Genomic DNA, 17900 nt, shown 5'->3' on the forward strand with positions numbered 1-17900 from the left:
AAAGGCCGGGGCATTTCAGGGCGCCTAATCTATTGGACCCACGCGCCAATGTCACGGCTCAACCGGTCAGCGGTCTTGGAAGAAGGAAATTTACCAGTGAAATGAGGTGGTTGGCTTTGCTCGCCAATTTATTGGCGATAGGCGATTTTTATTTGATGAAAATCTATTGGACAACAAAATAATGGCGCTATCAAATTGATACTGCGTGGGGAGGGAGCAATCCGGGAATAACGGGCAATGGAATGTAGAGCTAGTCGAGTGCTTGTCCCCTTACATTTTTGAGTTGAACCTAATTGTACGAAGGGACACCTACATGCACCGTTCAGATGACATTGCGAATCTGTTCAATCGATTCGGGGGGAGTGTCGAGAGCTACCGGGAGATCGAGCCCAGCTACGACTACATCGAAGACACGGCGCCTGTCGTATCCGAAGTCCCGATGCAGGAGTCGCTGACTGTCAACCTCGACCCTCCGCCCACTGAACCCTTGGATGTTTTCCCGTCGTCCTCCATGGCGCTCGTCGGCTCCACGCCGCTGAGCCGGCTGCTGGTGGAAATCGAACAACAGCGCGGCGGCGTGTCTACTGCGCAGCCTGTTGGACAGGGTGCGCCAAAGCTCAAGGCCAAGGTCATTGTCCTGGTGTCGGCCAAGGGTGGGGTGGGCAAGAGCACCCTGGCCGCCGTCCTGGCCTGTGGGATCAAACGTTCGGGCGGGCGCACGCTCGCGCTCGATCTGGACCCGCAAAACGCCTTGTGCCTGCACTTGGGCGGCAACGAAGACTGGCCAGGCATTGCCCAGTCCGAGAGTGCCGACGAAGATTGGCAGCCGCTGATCCGCAAGGGCTTTTCCGGTAGCCGTTGCCTGGCCTACGGCGTGGTCGGCGAGCCGCAGCGTCGGAGCCTGGAACAGCGCCTGGAAAACGATCGTTTGTGGCTGGCCCGTCACCTGGCGCAGCTTGACCTGGATGAGCAGGACACGCTGTTGATCGACACCCCGCCCGGGGCAACGGTCTACCTGGCCCAGGCGCTGGAGATCGCTGATGTGGTGCTTGGGGTGACCCTGGCCGATGCGGCCGCCTACACCAGCCTCAATCAATTGGACCGGCTGCTCGCTCCCTACCTGCAACGGGAAAATCCCGCGCAATACAAAGTTGTGATCAACCAGTTGGACACGTCCCGCCAGTTCAGCCTCGACCTCTGCGAAGTGCTGAAAAAAAGAACAGGACAGCAGCTGTTGGGGGTGATCCGCCAGGATCATTTCATCAGCGAAGCCTTGGCGTACGACCGTAATCCGCTGGCGCATACCCCAAGCACCCGAGGCTGCCAGGACGTCCTCGACCTCTCAGGTTCGCTGTGCGAACTGCTCATGTACGGTACGCAAGAGTCCTCTTTGTCATGACCCGCGATCCCAACCTCACGCCCCATCTCCCGGGGCGCTCTGAACTGCGTCTCAACGCCTGGCTGGAGCGTTTCAACCAATGGCCGGGGGCGCTGCGCAAGGCGCTGATCGCGGGCATTTCGCTGATTGGCGGGCTGTTACTGATCAGCATCGTCAGCGCACCGCTGGACCTGTACAGCCAATGCCTGTTTGCCGCGCTGTGCTTCGGCCTGGCCTTGCTGGTCAAGCGCATGCCGGGGCGCTGGCCGATCCTGCTGCTGATCGTGCTCTCTCTGGTCGCCTCGTTGCGCTACATGTACTGGCGCCTGACCGAGACCCTCGGTTTCGAAGGCTGGCTGGACATCGCCTTTGGCTATGGCCTGGTGCTGGCGGAAATCTATGCCCTGGTGGTGCTGGTCTTCGGTTATGTGCAGACCGCCTGGCCCCTGCGTCGCCGCCCGGTACTGCTCACCGGCGACCCCAGCGAATGGCCGACGGTGGATGTGTTCATCCCCACCTACAACGAAGCCCTGAGCATCGTGAAACTGAGCATCTTCGCCGCCCAGGCGATGGATTGGCCCAAGGAAAAACTGCGGGTGCATGTGCTCGACGATGGTCGTCGCGACGAGTTCCGACGGTTCTGCCAGAGCATCGGCGTCAACTACATCACCCGTGATGACAATGCCCACGCCAAGGCCGGCAACCTCAATGCCGCTCTCAAGGTCACCGACGGCGAGTACATCGCCATGTTCGACGCCGACCATGTGCCGACCCGTTCCTTCCTGCAGATCGGCATGGGCTGGTTCCTCAAGGACCCACAGCTTGCGATGTTGCAGACGCCGCACTTTTTCTTCTCCCCGGACCCGTTCGAGAAGAACCTCAAGACCTTCCGCGCCGTACCCAACGAAGGCGAGTTGTTCTACGGCCTGGTGCAGGATGGCAACGACCTGTGGAACGCCACCTTTTTCTGCGGCTCCTGCGCCATCCTGCGGCGCCAGCCATTGGAAGAAATCGGTGGCGTGGCGATCGAAACCGTCACCGAGGACGCCCATACCGCCCTCAAGCTCAACCGCGCCGGTTACAACACCGCCTACCTGGCGATTCCCCAGGCCGCGGGCCTGGCCACCGAAAGCCTGTCGCGACATATCAGCCAGCGCATCCGCTGGGCCCGGGGCATGGCGCAGATCTTCCGCCTGGACAACCCGTTGATGGGCAAGGGCCTCAAGCTCGGCCAGCGGGTCTGCTACGCCAATGCCATGCTGCACTTCTTCTACGGTTTGCCGCGCCTGGTGTTCCTCACCGCGCCCCTGGCGTACCTGATCTTCGGTGCGCAGATCTTCCACGCCTCGGCGCTGATGATCACCGCCTATGTGCTGCCGCACCTGTTCCACTCGAACCTGACCAACTCCTGTATCCAGGGGCGCTTCCGCCATTCGTTCTGGAACGAGGTCTACGAGACGGTGCTGGCCTGGTACATCATGCCGCCAGTACTGATGGCGCTGATAAAACCCGGCTTTGGCGGTTTCAACGTCACCGACAAGGGCGGGATCATCGACCAGCAGTTCTTCGACTGGAAGCTGGCCCGGCCCTATATCGTCCTGCTGGTGCTGAACCTCACCGGGCTGGGTTTTGCCGTCCACCAATGGATCTGGGGCGATCCCGCCACCGCGATCACGGTGCTGATCAACGCCCTCTGGACCCTCTACAACCTGATCATCACCAGCGCCGCGGTGGCGGTGGCCAGTGAGTCGCGGCAGATCCGCGCCGAGCCGCGGGTCAGCGCCGAGTTGCCGGTCAAGGTCGAACTGCCCGACGGCACCCCGGTGTATGGCATCACCCAGGACTTCTCTCAGCGCGGGCTCGGCATCAAGTTGCCGGCGGGCACTACGGTCACGGCCGGTGAGCGGGTGCGGGTGACACTGTTTCGCAACGCCACGACCTGTGAGTTCGACACCACGGTGGTGTTCAGCAAGGGCCAGTACCTCGGCGCGCTGTTCGATCCGTTGACCCTGCGCCAGCAAAGCGAACTGGTGCGCATGACCTTCTCCCGTGCCGACACCTGGGCCACCAGTTGGGGCAACGGCAAACTCGATACACCGCTGTCGGCCCTGCGCGAGGTCAGTGCCATTGGCCTGATCGGCCTCGGCACGCTGGTCAAGGCGCTGTTGCTGCCGACGCGCCGACGCCCGGCCGATCAGCCGACGTCTGTTCGCCCAGCCGTACCGGCCAGAAAAAACGCCCCTTTGAACCCGCTCGTACCTCTTATGGATAAGTCATGACCCCTACACCGTTGACCCGCGGCGCCCTGCGTTGCACTCGTCGTCCGCTGATGCTCCTGGCTTCGTCCGCACTGTGCCTGGGGGGGCTGGTCCATAACGCCTGGGCCGAGACCGTCGCGACGCCGCCGGTGGTGCCGACGAATGTCGCGCCGCAGCCGCCGTCCGGGAGTTACAGCCACAGCCTGACCCTCAAGCAGTTGGGACGCCTGGACACCATGAACCTGCAGGGCGTGGAAGCGGCCGACAGCGTCAGCTTCAACGTCCGCGCCGACGAGGTGGTCAACAGTGCGCAACTGCTGCTGCGCTACAGCTACTCGCCAGCGTTGCTGGCCGACCTGTCGCAGATCAACGTGCTGGTCAACGATGAGGTGGCCGCCAGCCTGGCGCTGCCCAAGGACGGTGCCGGCAAGCCGCAAGAGCAGGTGGTGAATATCCCGGCGCACCTGATCACCGAGTTCAACCGCCTGCGCCTGCAATTTATCGGGCACTACACCATGCAGTGCGAAGACCCACAGCACAGCAGCCTGTGGGCCAAGATCAACAACAGTTCAGAGCTTGAGCTCAACGTGTCGCCGATCCCGCTCAAGGACGACCTGTCGATCCTGCCGCTGCCGTTTTTCGATCGTCGCGACTCGCAGCCCTTGAACCTGCCGTTCGTGTTTGCCAAGGCGCCGGATCACGCCGCCCTCGAAGGCGCCGGTGCGCTGTCGTCGTGGCTGGGTGCCCTGGCGGCTTATCGCGGTGCCAGTTTCACCAGCAACGTCGGGCAACTGCCGGACAAGGGCAACGCCATTGTCCTGGTCGAGAGCAAGGACGCCGTGCAACTGGGTGGGCTGGCGATTCCCGCGCCGAAGGGCCCGACGGTCACCCTCGTGACCCATCCCGGCGACCCCCATGCCAAGCTCCTGATCGTCGCCGGTCGCGACGGCGCCGAACTCAAGCTCGCGGCCTCGGCCGTGGCCCTGGGCAGCAAAGCGCTGGAGGGCAACAGCGTACTGATCGAGCATCTTGATTCGCTGAGCCCGCGCAAACCCTATGATGCGCCCAACTGGCTGCCGTCCGATCGTCCGGTCAAGCTCGGCGAGCTGCTCGATCCGAAGCTGTTCAGCGTGTCCGGCTACAACCCGGGGCCCATCGGCATACCGCTGCGCTTGCCGCCGGACATGTTCAACTGGCGTGAAGAGGGCGTCCGGCTGGACTTGAAATACCGCTACACCCCGCAGCAGGAATCGAGCAATTCCTCCTTGCTGGTGAGCCTGAACAACACCTTCATGAAGTCGATGCCCCTGCCTTCGATGAAGAGCCTGGGCGGTGCTGAAAGCCTGCTGACACTGCTGCAGAAAGATGAAAGCCTGCCCCGCGAATCCGTCGTCCGCATCCCCCTGGGTTCCGCCGGCGCGCAGTCGCAATTGCAGTTGCGCTTCATGTTCGACTACATCAAGCAGGGCGAATGCCGCGACATCATCATCGACAACATGCGTGGGCTGATCGACCCGGATTCGACCCTCGACCTGACGGGCTACAACCACTACATCGCCTTGCCGAACCTGGGCGTGTTCAACGACAGCGGCTTCCCGTTCACCCGCCTGGCCGACCTTTCCCAGAGCGCCGTGGTGCTGCCCGACGGCAGCGGGCCGGCGGAGTGGGGCGCCTACCTGACCGTGCTCGGTCGCTTCGGCGACTCCACCGGCTACCCGGCCACGGCCGTGCAGGTGGTGGATGCCGCGCAGGTGCAGTCGGTCAGTGACAAGGACCTGCTGGTGCTGGCTTCGGGCGACAACCAGCCTTTGCTCAAGCAGTGGATCGACCGTTTGCCGGCCGGTGTCTCGGGCGACAACCATCGCTTCTCGCTGTCCGACCTGACCTTGCGCGTGCGCCAGTGGATCAGCCCGGACCCTGCGGCCAACCAGCGCAAACCGACCTTGACCGTGAGCTACAGCGGTCCCCAGAGCAGTACCTACCTGGCCGGTTTCGAGTCGCCGCTCAAGCCTGGTCGCAGCGTGGTGGTGATTGCCAGCGGCAAGCCTGAAGGCTTGGCCGAGGCCACGGCCGCGATGATCGGTGGCGACGCCTACAAGGACAGTCTCCAGGGCAGCCTGGCGGTGGTGCAGGGCAAGGAGATCACTTCGCTGGTGGCCGACGAGCAGTATTACGTCGGTGAGCTGAACCTGTTCAAGCGCGTGCAATGGCTGCTGTCGCAGAACATGCAGTGGATGCTGCTGGTGACCGTGCTGGGCCTGTTGCTGGTAGCCAGCCTGCTGTATCTCGCCCTGCGTGCCCGTGCGAAGAAGCGTCTGTCATGATCTGGCGTCGAACCTTGCTGTCCCTGGCGTTGCTGGTGCCGCTGGTCGCGCGGGCCGAATCCTGCTCGTTGCAGAACTGGCCTTTGTGGAAAAACTACGCCGAGCGTTTCGTGCAGAAGGACGGGCGCATGCTCGGCTCGAGCATGGACCCCAACCAGAGCAGTTCCGAAGGCCAGGCCTATGGGATGTTCTTCGCCCTGGTCGGCAACGATCCGCTGACCTTCGAGGAGCTCTGGCATTGGACCCGCGACAATATGGCCGGGGCCAATATCGCGCAGAACCTGCCCGGCTGGCTGTGGGGCCCAACGCCCACTGGCACCTGGGGTGTGATCGACACCAACTCCGCCAGCGATGCCGATCTCTGGATCGCGTACTCGCTGCTGGAGGCCGACCGTCTGTGGCACAAGCCCGAGTACCGTACGGACGCCCAGCGGATTCTGAACAACCTGGACAAGACCCTGGTGCGCAACATTCCGGGCCTGGGCAAGATGCTCTTGCCGGGCCCGGTCGGCTATGAGCATCCGGACCAGCTCTGGCGCTTCAACGCCAGCTATACACCGATCCCGTTGCTGCGACGCTTCAGCCAGGAGAGCCCGTCCGGTGCCTGGAAGGACATCGCCGAAAGCACCGCGAAGATGATTGCCGACAAGAACATGAACCGTTTCGGCTTTGTGCCCGACTGGGTCGGTTATCGCGGCACGGACGTCAACAAGGGCATGTTCGTGGTCGATAAATTTACCTCGGCCCAGGGCAGCTACGACGCCATCCGCACCTACCTGTGGGCCGGCCTGACCTCGCCTGCCGACCCGCTGGCCAAGCCGATCCTCGACAATCTCGACGGCATGGCCCAGTCCGTCGCCTCCACCGGCGTGCCGCCGGAAAAGGTCCAGGTGGTCACCGGCGTTACCGAGGGCATCGGCCCTTACGGTTTCTCCGCGTCCCTGGTGCCGTATCTGCGGGCCAAGGGCCTGCCGTTGCTGGCCGACCAGCAGCAGCGCATCGTCGACGAAGCCATCGCGCACTACAGCAATCCGGCCGATCCGGCCTACAGCCAGCACCAGTATTACCATGTGATGCTGAGCCTGTTCTCACTGGGTTGGAGTGAAAAACGTTATCAGTTCAACAAGGACGGTACCTTGAAAGTGTCCTGGGAGGCTCCATGCGCCAGCAAACCCTAGCCCTGGCGGTGTGCGCCGCGCTGGCGGCCATGCCCGGCCTGGCCGCCGAGACCGGCAACCCGCAGTCGCTGCTGATCCAGCAGGGCTACTACTGGCAGGCCAAGGAGCATCCCGATCGGGCCGCGGAGGCCTGGAGCAAGTTGTTGAACCTGTCCCCCGAGCAGCCTGACGCACTCTATGGCCTGGGCCTGATCGACCTGCAACAGAAACGCCTGGACGGTGCCCGCCAGTACCTGGCGCGGCTGCAGGCGATCAAGCCGTTGCCACGCTTGGCCTTGCAGTTGGAGCAGGATATTGCGCTGAGCCCGGGCGACAAGCAGCAACTGCTGGAAAAGGCCCGCGAACTGAGCGACGCCGATGAGCGCGACAAGGCGGTGGCGGTGTACCGGCAGTTGCTCGATGGCCATCAGCCGCAAGGCTTGATCGCCCGTGAGTACTACAACACCCTGGGCTTCTCCACTGGTGGCTGGCCCGAGGCCCGCGTGGGGCTGGAGCGGTTGCGCCGGGAACGTCCCGACGACGCGATCCTCGACTTGTTCCTGGCCTTGCACCTGGCGCGTAACTCCGACAGCCGCCCGGAAGGCATCCGTGCCCTGGCGCGGCTGTCGCACAACCCGGATATCGGCGGCAATGCCGATGAAACCTGGCGTTTCGCCTTGCAGTGGCTGGGGCCGCCCTCACGCGACCAGGTGTCGTTGTTCCAGCAGTATCTGCAGGCACACCCGGACGATGCCGAGATCCGTGCGCTGATGGACAAGGGCATCGCCCGGGGCCGTGGTGGTTCCGGCTGGCAGCGCGACCCGCAGGTGGCCCGTGGTCTCAAGGCCATCGATGCCGGCGATATCGCGGGTGCCGAGCAGGCCTTGCAGGCCCGTCTCAAGGAGCGCCCCAACGATTACGATGCCCTTGGCGGCATGGGTATCGTGCGCCAGCAACAGAAGCGTCTGGGCGAGGCCGAAAGCTACCTGATACAAGCCACCCGCCTGCCGGGTGGCGCGCAGTGGAACGCGGCCCTCGAGGACGTACGCTACTGGATCCTGCTGGACCAGGCCGGCGATGCCCAGCGCGCTGGCCGACAGAGCCAGGCCCGGGCACTGATCGACCAGGCGATCGCCAAGAACCCCGCCGAGCCGGCCGGTCCCACGGCCCTGGCCAACTGGCAGTCCCAGGCGGGGCAGCTGGATGCCGCCGAAGCCGGCTATCGGCAGGTGCTGGCGCGCACGGCGAACTACCCGGAAGCCCTCGCCGGATTGATCAACGTGCTGTCGCGGGCAGGCAAGTCCGATGAGGCGTTGCGCCTGATCGACGGGCTGTCGGCGGCGGACCAGGCACGCCTGGCGCCTACGGTGAAAATCCGCTCCCTGCGCGCGATCCAGGTGGCCAAGTTGGCTGAACGTCGCGGTGATCTGGCGGCGGCGCAAAAGGCCTACAAGGAGGCCCTGGCCGACGACCCGAAAAATCCCTGGACCCGCTTTGCCCTGGCCCGTGTCTACCTGCGTGACGGCCAGACCCAGGTGGCCCGGGACCTGATCGACGAACTGCTCAAGCAGCAACCCGATCAGCCCGACGCGCTCTACACCAGCACCTTGCTCTCGGCCGAGCTGGGTGAGTGGACCAAGGCCCAGCGCACCTTGTCGCGGATTCCAGCGGCCAAGCGCAGCAGCGACATGAACGATATGGAGTTGGACATCCGCCTGCATATCCAGACCGAATTGGCGGTGGACGTGGCCCGCCGTGGTCAGCGCCAGGAGTCCTGGGCACTGCTGTCGCGCTGTGAGCCGCTGGCCGGGCAGAAACCCGAGCGTGTCGCGGTGCTGGCATCGGCCTATGCCGAAGCCGGCAATCCACAGCAGGCGGTCAACCTGATGCGCCAAGTGCTCGATCACTCGCCATCGACCCCCGACCTGCAATTGCTCTACGCCGGTGTGCTGCTCAAGGCCGATCAGGACGCCCAGGCCAGCGAGATCCTGCGGGACTTGCAGGGCAAGCCGATGAGCGAGACCGCCAGCAAGCGTTATGAAGACCTGTTGTTCCTCTACCGGATCAAGCAGGCCGATGAGTTGCGGGAAAAGAACGACCTGGTGGCGGCTTTCGACATGCTCTCGCCAGCCCTCAAGCAGCGGCCCAATGACAGCCAGGCGGTGTCGTCTCTGGCACGGATGTATGCAGCCAGCGGCAATACGCAAAAGGCCCGGGAACTCTATGAACCGCTGATCAAGGCCGACCTGGGCAATGCCAAATTGCAGCTGGGCCTGGCCGATGTCGCCCTGCAAGGACGGGACTTCGACCTGGCCGAACAGTCGGTGAAAAAGGCTCTTGAACTGGAGCCCGGGGTACCCCAGACCCTGACCGCGTCGGCGCGAATCTATCGCGGCATGGGCAAGACCGGTGAGGCCGGCAAGCTGCTGCGCAAGGCCATCGAAATCGAAGACAGCCAGCGCCAGGAGATCTATATGGCAGCGGCTCCGCAAGCCGCGACGCAGTCGGCCAACCCCTTTGTCGGTTTGCCCGGTCAACGCCGGGAGGCGACGGCCCTGGCGTCGTCGAACCTGGTTCCGCCGCCGATCAATGCCTCTGTCGTGGGCCTGGGTTCAGGTTTGGGCGCCCGCGACGGTGACACGGTGTCGACGGCGGTCGGACGCGGGACCGGCATCGCGGCAAATTCGGTTAATCCGTTCGGTGATCCCTACGCCCGCGAAAGTACTTCGCGCCCGACGCTGAGCCCGGCGCAACAGGCCTTGAACGAGATCGTTGAAGACCGTACCGGCTATGCCGTCCAGGGCCTGACCGTGCGCAGCAACAACGGCGAAAAGGGCCTGAGCAAGCTGACGGATGTCGAGGCCCCCTTCGAAGTCAGCGTGCCGGTGGGCGATAACAGCGCCAGCATGGCGTTGCAGATCACTCCGGTGTCGCTGTCTTCAGGCAGCCCGGGCAATTCCGCCCAGGCGCGCTTCGGTGCCAGCGGCCTCGACCCGGTCGGTTCGCAGACCGCCAGCGGTGTCGGCGTGGCCGTGGCCTATCGGGACAAGGAGCAAGGCCTCAAGGCGGATCTCGGTGTCAGTCCCATGGGCTTTATCTACAGCACGCCGATTGGTGGTGTCAGCCTTAATCGGCCGTTCGACAGCAATTCCGATTACCGCTACGGCGTGAGTGTTTCACGGCGGGCGGTCACCGACAGCGTGACCTCCTTTGCCGGTTCTCGCGATCCGCGCACCGGCGACAAGTGGGGCGGCGTCACGGCCAACGGCGTGCGCGGCGAACTGAGCTACGACGACCAGAAATTCGGCGCCTACGGCTATGGTTCGGCGCATGTGTTGCAAGGCAACAACGTCGAGTCGAACAACCGCTTCGAACTGGGCAGCGGTATCTACTGGTACCTGCGCAATGCCCCCGACAGCATCCTCACCCTGGGCCTGAGTGGTTCGGCGCTGACCTATGCCAACAACCAGGACTTCTTCACCGTGGGCCATGGCGGCTACTTCAGCCCGCAGACCTTCTTCGCCCTGGGCGTACCGATCAGTTGGTCGCAACGTACCGAGAACTTCACCTACCGGGTCAAGGGTTCGGTGGGCGTCCAGCATATCGGCCAGGACAGCGCCGAGGTCTTCCCCGGCAACAGCAATCTGCAACCACAGGCCACCGCTGCCGGGCTGACCGGTTATGGCAGCGAGAGCAAGACCGGCGTCGGATACAGCCTCAATGCGGCGGGCGAATACAAGTTCGGTTCGCGCTTCTTCCTCGGTGGCACGCTGGGCGTGGACAACGCCAGCGATTACCGACAGCTCAGCGGCGGTGTGTACCTGCGCTACACCTTCGAGAACATGACCGGGCCTATGGCCCTGCCGGTCAGCCCTTTTGGCTCCCCCTATTCGAATTGATGCAACGAGGAAATGATTGATGGCTTCTTCCGTACTGGCTGGTTTGACCCTACTCGTGATTGGCGAAAGCCATATGAGCTTTCCCGACTCGCTGATGAACCCGCTCTACGACAACCTGACCCAGCAAGGCGCCCAGGTTCACGCCATCGGTGCCTGCGGCGCCAACCCGGCGGACTGGGTCACGCCCAAGCTGAAACTCGATTGCGGGGCGATTCGCGAACCGGGTGAAAAGATCAAGGTGATGAGTCGCGGCACCCTCGACACGCAGCCGATCAAGGACGTGATCGCCAAGGACAAACCGGACCTGGTGGTCCTGATCATGGGCGACACCATGGCCTCCTATAAGACCACGCCGTTTCCCAAGGTCTGGGCCTACCAGAGTGTCACCGCGCTGACCAAGCAGATCGCCGACAGCGGTGCCAAGTGTGTTTGGGTCGGACCTGCATGGGGCAAGGCCAACGGCAGCAACACCAACGAAAACCAGTACGGCAAGAACCAGGTCCGTACCCAACTGGTGGCGGGCACCCTGGCCAATATGGTCGCGCCGTGCACCTATATCGACTCGACGAAGTTTTCCAAGCCCGGCGAGTGGACCACCTCCGACGGCCAGCACTTCACCATCGCCGGCTACAAGTTATGGGCAGCGGCCATCGGCAAATCATTGAACGAACTGCCCGCCACGGCAGTGAAAGGAGCTGCAAAGTGAAACGGATTTTCAATGCCGTTGGCGCCCTGGCCGGCCTGGCCCTGAGTGCCAGTGCCTTCAGTGGGCCGATTGCCCTGTACCCCACCGGCCCGTCCCAGGACTCGGCCTATCTGCGTTTCGTCAACGCGGTCGACACGCCCCTGGAACTGACCCCCGAAGGGGCGAGCAGTAGCCTGAAGCTGGAGAAGGGCCAGGTGGTCAGCGGCTTTATTCCGGTATCCGGTGGTCAACCAATCAGGGGCAGCTTGAGCCGTGACGGCAAAAGCGTGGCCCTGGACGTGAAGGTCAACGCCGGCGATTTCGCCACGGTGTTCGCCCTGGCGGATGCACAGCAAGGCATTCGACAAGTAGTGATCAGCGAAGCCTTCGATATCCCCAACCAGCTCAAGGCCTCGCTGGCATTTTTCGATGCCGACCCGGCTTGCACTGACGCCCGGATCAACCTGGCCGGACGCGATGTCGACCTGTTCCAGAAGGCGCCGCCGGGTAACCCTCGGCGTCAGGAACTGAACCCGCGGGCTTCGCTGGCGGTGCAGTTGGTCTGTGCCGGAAGCCCGGTGGGTTCGGCGGTCGAACTCGGCGCATTGGAGGCGAACAAGCGCTACAGTTTGTTATTACTGCCATCGTCGTCGGGGCCGCGCCTGATTACCGCCACGGATAGCTTGTCCAACTGAATCGGAAGCGCCCGTTGCCATGGTTTTCGCCTCGCTTGAATTCCTGACGCTGTTCCTGCCAGCCTTTCTGCTGGTCTATGCGCTGGCCCGACCGGGCTGGCGTAACGTCATCCTGCTGATCGGCAGCTGGTTGTTCTACGGCTGGCTGAGCCCGCTGTTCCTGTTCCTGCACATGGTGCTGACCCTGCTGGCCTGGGTCGGCGGCCTGTTGGTGGACCGCTCGCGGGAGGATTCGCGGGGGCGGATACGTTTGTTGATCGCGCTGATCGTGATCAACACCCTGGTGCTCTGCTGGTACAAGTACGCGAATATCCTCGCCGCGACCTGGAACCAGCTGATCACCTATTACGGTGCCATGCCCATGGCCTGGCAGCGTGTGGCCTTGCCGGCGGGGTTGTCGTTTATCGTCCTCCAGGCGATTTCCTACCTGGTGGATGTGCACCGGCATGTGGTGCCGGTGGAGCGCAGCTTTATCAACTACGCCACCTACATCTCCATGTTCGGTCATTCGATTGCCGGGCCCATCATTCGTTATGACTGGGTTCGCCGGGAGCTGAACCAGCGCTATTTCAACTGGTTCAATTTCTCCCTTGGCGCACGCCGGTTCATGATCGGCCTGTGCATGAAAGTGCTGGTGGCCGACACCTTGTCACCGCTGGTGGACGTGGCTTTCCATCTGGACACCCCGTCCTTTGTCGACGCCTGGATCGGCTGCCTGGCGTACTCGTTGCAACTGTTTTTCGACTTCGCCGGCTACAGCGCCATGGCCATCGGCCTGGGACTGATGCTGGGCTTTCACTTTCCGGAAAACTTCAACCGCCCGTACCTGGCCTACAGCATCCAGGACTTCTGGCGGCGCTGGCACCTGTCGTTGTCCAGTTGGCTGCGGGACTACCTGTATATCGCCCTGGGCGGTAATCGCAAAGGCGTGTGGAAAACCTATCGCAACCTGTTCCTGACCATGGCCATCGCCGGGCTCTGGCATGGCGGCGACAGCTGGAACTACCTGCTCTGGGGCTCGGCCCATGGCGTGGCCTTGTGTGTCGACCGGGCCTGGTCGCGCTCCAGCCTGCCGGGGTTGCCGCTCTGGGCTTGTCATGTGGCTACGCTGTTATTCGTGTGCCTGGCCTGGACCTTGTTCCGTTCGCCGGACTTCGCCACGGCCCTGAGCATGTATGGTGGCCAGTTCGGCCAGCACGGTTTTGCCCTGGGCGACGCCCTGGCCGTGACCTTGCGCCCGGTGCATGGCTTGGCGGCGTTGCTCGGCCTGGTGTGCATTCTCGCGCCGCTGTTGCAGCCTTGTGTGGAAAGACGTTTCGCAGGCAACGAGTTGTTCGTGTTGGCTGCGGCCCTTTGGCCCGTGCTCGGGTTCACCCTGTCGTTCGCTCTGATCGCCAGCCGTGAAGCCGTGCCCTTTCTGTACTTTCAATTCTGATGAACCAGCCAACGCAATCCCCGTCCGTTGCACCCACGCCGCCTAGCGCGCTGGCGATGCGCGCCAGTCCCCTGGCGGGCGTGATCTTCACCTTGTTCCTGGCACTGGGGGCCTTGTCCTGCGTCTGGTTGATGATCAAGGGTTCGATCGAGTTCGTGCCCAAGGTGGTGACGCCGGACATGCTCCTGCATGGCGAGATCACCCACCGTTTCGCCAAGACACTGTCGGATGCACCACTGCCCAAGCAGGCTGCTGACCTTGAGCGCGGCGGCAGCTGGTTGATCGACGGCGACCTCGGGCCACGGGTGCGCGAGGGCTGTCCGGGTTGGTTGTTCCTGAGTGACGAGTTGCGCGTGAACCGCAACGCGGCGACCAATGCCCAGGCTAAGGCGCAGGCGGTGCTTGATTTGCGCCAGGCGTTGAGCAAACGCGGCATCGAGTTGCTGGTGGCGGTGGTGCCGGACAAGAGCCGGATCGCGGCGGCGCAGTTGTGCTCGCTCAGGCGTCCGATTGCATTCCAGCCACGGATTGCCGCCTGGTTGACCGGGCTGCAAGGCGCGGGCGTGGCGGCGGTGGATCTGACGTCAGGTTTGCAGGCGCTGGGGGAGGGCGCTTTCCTGCGTACCGATACCCACTGGAGCGAGGCCGGGGCCAAGGCGGCGGCGGGGCGGATTGCCGAGGCGGTCGGTGCCTTGAAGTTCAGCGCGACGCCGCGCAAGAGCTATGAACTGAGTACGCAAGCCAGTGCCGTGCGACCGGGTGACCTGGTGCGCCTGGCGGGGATCGACTGGTTGCCGTTGGCGTTGCAGCCGAAGGCCGAGAGCGTGGCGGCGACGCTGATCAAGGAGAAGGCTGATGCGGCGACAGGCGAGAACCTTGACGATCTGTTTGGTGATGACAATTTGCCGAACACGGCGTTGATCGGTACATCGTTCTCGCGCAACTCGAATTTTGTCGGTTTCCTGGAGGCGGCGGTGGGCGCGCCGGTGGGCAATTTCGCCAAGGATGGTGGCGAGTTTTCCGGGGCGGCGAAAGCCTACTTCGACAGCCCGGCATTCAAGCAGACGCCGCCGAAGTTGCTGATCTGGGAGATCCCGGAGCGGGATCTGCAGACGCCCTATGACGGGAGTGTGCGGTTGCCTTGAGCTGGATATGAAGGTGGCCTGTCAGACCCTGTCGCCTGCATCGCGAGCAAGCTTGCTCCTACAAGAGTTGTGTCGTTCACAAAACCACGGTACGACACAAAACTGTAGGAGCAAGCTTGCTCGCGATGAACGATAACGCGGTCCCCCGGTTAAACTTCGATTGCCCCGGCCCGCCCGCTCTCCACTACAAACTGCTTGAGCGTCGACACGCTGGCGTTCACATCCCGGGGATCGGAGATCACCCGGAAGTGGGTCAGCATCTTTTGCTCCTGCACCTCGACCGAAACATAACCACGCTGGCGACTGTCGAAAAACCGCACGTGAGGATTGAGCGGCAACACGCCGTTGAACAACTCGAATGGTGGCCCATCGGAGGTCACCGAGGTGCCGACGAACTCGGTCGCCACGACCTTCGACTGCGGATCACCTGGGCGCGCGTGCAGGTCCGTGGTCCAGAACGAATGAATATCCCCGCCCCAGAACACCGGGTTGCTCACCTTGCTGCGTTCTATGGACGCCAACACCCGATTCCGCGTCGCCCCATAACCATCCCAGCCATCGGTCCAATGTCCCAATGCCTGGCTGGCCGGATCGCGTTGCATCAGCGGTGCCACCAGCAGGTCCTGGGCAATCACGTTCCAGCGGGCTTTCGAACGGGCAAAACCCTGCTCCAGCCAAGCTTCCTGTTCCCAGCCGAGCATGGTGCGTTTCGGGTCGCTGAGGTCCGCGCAATCTGATGGCGCGACATGCCCTTGGTGGCTGCGATTGGGCGGGATACACGGCTGTTCGGAGCGGTACTGACGGCCGTCGAGGATATGGAATTGCACCAGCCGGCCGTAGTCGAGTCGTCGATAGAGGCGCATGTCCGGTCCCCTCGGCAAGCTGCTGGCGCGTAGCGGCATATGTTCGTAGAAGGCCTGGTAGGCCGCCGCTCGCTGACGCAGGAAATCACCGGTGGAAACAGCCGGATCCTGCGACCACTGGTTCGCATAGTCATTCTGCACTTCGTGATCGTCCCAGGTCGCGGCGCAGGGCGCACAGGCATGCAGGGCCTGGAGATCGGGGTCGGTTTTGTAGAGCGCGTAGCGGTTGCGATAGCCCGCCAGGTCGACGGCGTTGCCGGTGCCATGGGGGCGGATGATCTTGCCCGAATCGGCGGCGTAGGAACTGTCGTAGATATAGTCGCCGAGGAAAAACACCAGGTCCGGTTGTTCCGCCGCCAGGTGCCGGTAGGCGCTGAAATAGCCGCGCTCCCAATGCGAGCAGGAGACGAAACCCAGGCGTGCCGGGGTCATGGCCGTCAGCGCCGGGGTGGTCCGTGACTGCCCCACCGGGCTTTGCGCGCCGAGCCCTTCGAACTGATACCAGTAGGGCCGTCCGGCTTCCAGCCCGGCGACCTCGACGTGCACCGAGTGGGCGAAACGCCGGTCGGCCACCACCTCGCCCTGTTTGACGAGGCGGGTCATCGCCGCGTCGCTCGCCACCCGCCAGCGCACCGGCACCGGTTTGCTCAGGCCACCGCTGCCGTCGGCGGCGTTGAACAGCGGCGCCAGCCGGGTCCAGATAACAAAACCGTCCGGCAGTGGATCCCCCGAAGCCACCCCAAGGGTGAAGGGATAATCGACTCCCGCGCTACGGGCAAAGGGGCTGAGGATCGACAAAACCGCCGCCCCAGCCAGTCCGGTGATAATTCGGCGGCGGTCCTGGTCGACCCCCTTTTCGCTTTCGCTCGGTACAAGCTTATCGTTCATGGACACGGCTCGCGGATGATCAGGTGAGAGGTTGCCAATGGTCACGCAACAGCCCGTACAGCAGCATGTCTTCGTAGACCCCATTCTTGAGAAAGGAGCCTTTCAGACAGCCTTCGTAGCGCAGTCCGGCTTTGTCCAGGACCCGTGCGGAGGCTTTGTTGCGCCTGAAACAATGACCAGCAATGCGCTGCAGCTTGCGCTCGATAAAGCCGTGCTCGAGCATCGCGCCGACGGCTTCTCCTGCATAACCACGGTTGCGATGCTGCGCCCCGATCCAATATCCCAGCTGCGCGCTGTGATGGGCCGGTGAGAGTCTCAGGTTGATAACGCCGATCAGTTCACGATTTTCACTCAAATGAATACCCAGTCCCATCTGACGAGCGGAGCGGTATTGCTCTTCCTGATCGTCAATGAATTCCCGTGCATGTTCGACGGTGTAAGGCGAGGGAAGCGCTCCCGTGTTGCTGGCGATTTCCGGATCGTCCGCCAGCCACGCCAACGTTTGCGCCTGCTCCGCTTGTAAGGGCATCAATAGCAGGCGTCGGGTGTTCAGGTGAGGTAAGGCGACACTCATGGTGGGAGGTCCATCCAGTCAAATTTTGCAAGACTGTACCAACATTGTGTCGTGTTCATTACATGGATAAATTTACTGTGTAACAGCTTGTAAGGCCCGGTTTAGAGCCTTCAAATCGTAAATTAATGTTAACCGTTCGGTCATTTTCCGTTGCTAGCTTGGCGCCCCTAATCGAATGAGGGCATCGGAATGAGAACCTGGGACGAACCCAAAAAGCGCAAGGCACACATCGAATTGATCCCCATGATCGACGTGATGATGTTCCTGTTGGTGTTCTTCGTACTGGTGAGCCTGAACGTGATTCCGGCACTGGGCATGAAGACGCAATTGCCGAGCGCGAGCAGTTCGCAGCAGCTCAAACCACAGAACAAATTCATCCTCACCCTGGGGCTCGCCGGCCAGTTGCAACTCGACGGCAAGGACATTGCCGTGGACGCGCTGGTGTCGGCACTCAAGGCGGCGCAGAAGCCGGATACCAAGTCGACGATCATCGTCAACAGCGACAAGGGCGTGGAAGTCGCGCGCCTGGTGGAAGTCATGGACACCTTGCGTCTGGGTGGCTTCACGTCCGTCTCCATCGCCACGCGTAAGTCCTGACC

12 protein-coding genes are annotated in these 17900 nt (G+C 62.9%); 10 read left to right on the top strand and 2 right to left on the bottom strand.

Translation table 11 applies throughout. From position 1 onward, the window contains the following. Positions 1-313: 313 nt before the first annotated feature. Genes bcsQ through M5C71_RS07545 form a run of 9 tightly spaced genes read left to right on the top strand, consistent with a single transcriptional unit; the run spans position 314 to position 14976 of the window. Positions 314-1399, top strand: coding sequence for a cellulose biosynthesis protein BcsQ (gene bcsQ, locus M5C71_RS07505; protein WP_103494572.1), 1086 nt, complete (start codon positions 314-316; stop codon positions 1397-1399). Continuing rightward, positions 1396-3657 carry a UDP-forming cellulose synthase catalytic subunit gene (gene bcsA / locus M5C71_RS07510; RefSeq protein WP_103494573.1) on the top strand — a complete coding sequence of 754 codons (2262 nt, stop codon included), beginning with the start codon at positions 1396-1398 and terminating at the stop codon, positions 3655-3657. Before bcsQ ends, bcsA begins: the two co-directional genes overlap by 4 nt. Continuing rightward, a complete protein-coding gene (bcsB, locus tag M5C71_RS07515; protein WP_248767557.1) occupies positions 3654-5960 on the top strand; it encodes a cellulose biosynthesis cyclic di-GMP-binding regulatory protein BcsB in 2307 nt (768 codons plus the stop codon). Before bcsA ends, bcsB begins: the two co-directional genes overlap by 4 nt. Next, positions 5957-7138, top strand: a complete 1182-nt coding sequence (gene bcsZ / locus M5C71_RS07520; RefSeq protein WP_103494575.1) for a cellulose synthase complex periplasmic endoglucanase BcsZ — start codon at positions 5957-5959, stop codon at positions 7136-7138. The genes bcsB and bcsZ overlap by 4 nt, the downstream gene beginning before the upstream one ends. After that, a complete protein-coding gene (locus tag M5C71_RS07525; protein WP_248767558.1) occupies positions 7120-11016 on the top strand; it encodes a cellulose synthase subunit BcsC-related outer membrane protein in 3897 nt (1298 codons plus the stop codon). Before bcsZ ends, M5C71_RS07525 begins: the two co-directional genes overlap by 19 nt. Before the next feature lie 19 nt (positions 11017-11035). Next, positions 11036-11722 (top strand): SGNH/GDSL hydrolase family protein, encoded by a 687-nt coding sequence (locus M5C71_RS07530; RefSeq protein WP_100941354.1) that lies wholly within the window; start codon positions 11036-11038, stop codon positions 11720-11722. Continuing rightward, a complete protein-coding gene (locus tag M5C71_RS07535; protein WP_103494577.1) occupies positions 11719-12396 on the top strand; it encodes a cell division protein FtsQ in 678 nt (225 codons plus the stop codon). Before M5C71_RS07530 ends, M5C71_RS07535 begins: the two co-directional genes overlap by 4 nt. Before the next feature lie 19 nt (positions 12397-12415). After that, a complete protein-coding gene (locus M5C71_RS07540; protein WP_248767559.1) occupies positions 12416-13831 on the top strand; it encodes an MBOAT family O-acyltransferase in 1416 nt (471 codons plus the stop codon). Positions 13832-13887: 56 nt separating this feature from the next. Further along, positions 13888-14976, top strand: a complete 1089-nt coding sequence (locus M5C71_RS07545) for a cell division protein FtsQ (protein WP_248767560.1) — start codon at positions 13888-13890, stop codon at positions 14974-14976. Positions 14977-15125: 149 nt separating this feature from the next. Here the strand turns inward: M5C71_RS07545 and M5C71_RS07550 are convergent, their stop codons facing one another. Together M5C71_RS07550 and M5C71_RS07555 are read right to left on the bottom strand one after the other, a co-directional pair. Next, entirely contained in the window at positions 15126-16727 is a 1602-nt protein-coding gene (locus M5C71_RS07550) for an alkaline phosphatase D family protein (protein WP_248746343.1), read from the bottom strand. 19 nt (positions 16728-16746) lie between these two features. Beyond that, a complete protein-coding gene (locus M5C71_RS07555) occupies positions 16747-17301 on the bottom strand; it encodes a GNAT family protein (protein ID WP_248767561.1) in 555 nt (184 codons plus the stop codon). A 189-nt stretch (positions 17302-17490) separates the two neighbouring features. Here M5C71_RS07555 and M5C71_RS07560 point away from each other — a divergent pair, with 189 nt between their 5' ends. Beyond that, positions 17491-17898, top strand: coding sequence for a biopolymer transporter ExbD (locus M5C71_RS07560; protein ID WP_100941360.1), 408 nt, complete (start codon positions 17491-17493; stop codon positions 17896-17898). Positions 17899-17900: the final 2 nt, after the last annotated feature.

The organism is Pseudomonas sp. MWU12-2345 (genome assembly GCF_023242385.1).
Lineage (GTDB): Bacteria > Pseudomonadota > Gammaproteobacteria > Pseudomonadales > Pseudomonadaceae > Aquipseudomonas > Aquipseudomonas gingeri_D.

Excerpts from the sequence above, each read along its gene's own strand:
- bcsQ (WP_103494572.1), top strand. The coding sequence starts at position 314 with ATGCACCGTTCAGATGACATTGCGAATCTGTTCAATCGATTCGGGGGG.
- bcsA (WP_103494573.1), top strand. The coding sequence starts at position 1,396 with ATGACCCGCGATCCCAACCTCACGCCCCATCTCCCGGGGCGCTCTGAA.
- bcsB (WP_248767557.1), top strand. The coding sequence starts at position 3,654 with ATGACCCCTACACCGTTGACCCGCGGCGCCCTGCGTTGCACTCGTCGT.
- bcsZ (WP_103494575.1), top strand. The coding sequence starts at position 5,957 with ATGATCTGGCGTCGAACCTTGCTGTCCCTGGCGTTGCTGGTGCCGCTG.
- M5C71_RS07525 (WP_248767558.1), top strand. The coding sequence starts at position 7,120 with ATGCGCCAGCAAACCCTAGCCCTGGCGGTGTGCGCCGCGCTGGCGGCC.
- M5C71_RS07530 (WP_100941354.1), top strand. The coding sequence starts at position 11,036 with ATGGCTTCTTCCGTACTGGCTGGTTTGACCCTACTCGTGATTGGCGAA.
- M5C71_RS07540 (WP_248767559.1), top strand. The coding sequence starts at position 12,416 with ATGGTTTTCGCCTCGCTTGAATTCCTGACGCTGTTCCTGCCAGCCTTT.
- M5C71_RS07545 (WP_248767560.1), top strand. The coding sequence starts at position 13,888 with ATGCGCGCCAGTCCCCTGGCGGGCGTGATCTTCACCTTGTTCCTGGCA.
- M5C71_RS07550 (WP_248746343.1), bottom strand. The coding sequence starts at position 16,727 with ATGAACGATAAGCTTGTACCGAGCGAAAGCGAAAAGGGGGTCGACCAG.
- M5C71_RS07555 (WP_248767561.1), bottom strand. The coding sequence starts at position 17,301 with ATGAGTGTCGCCTTACCTCACCTGAACACCCGACGCCTGCTATTGATG.
- M5C71_RS07560 (WP_100941360.1), top strand. The coding sequence starts at position 17,491 with ATGAGAACCTGGGACGAACCCAAAAAGCGCAAGGCACACATCGAATTG.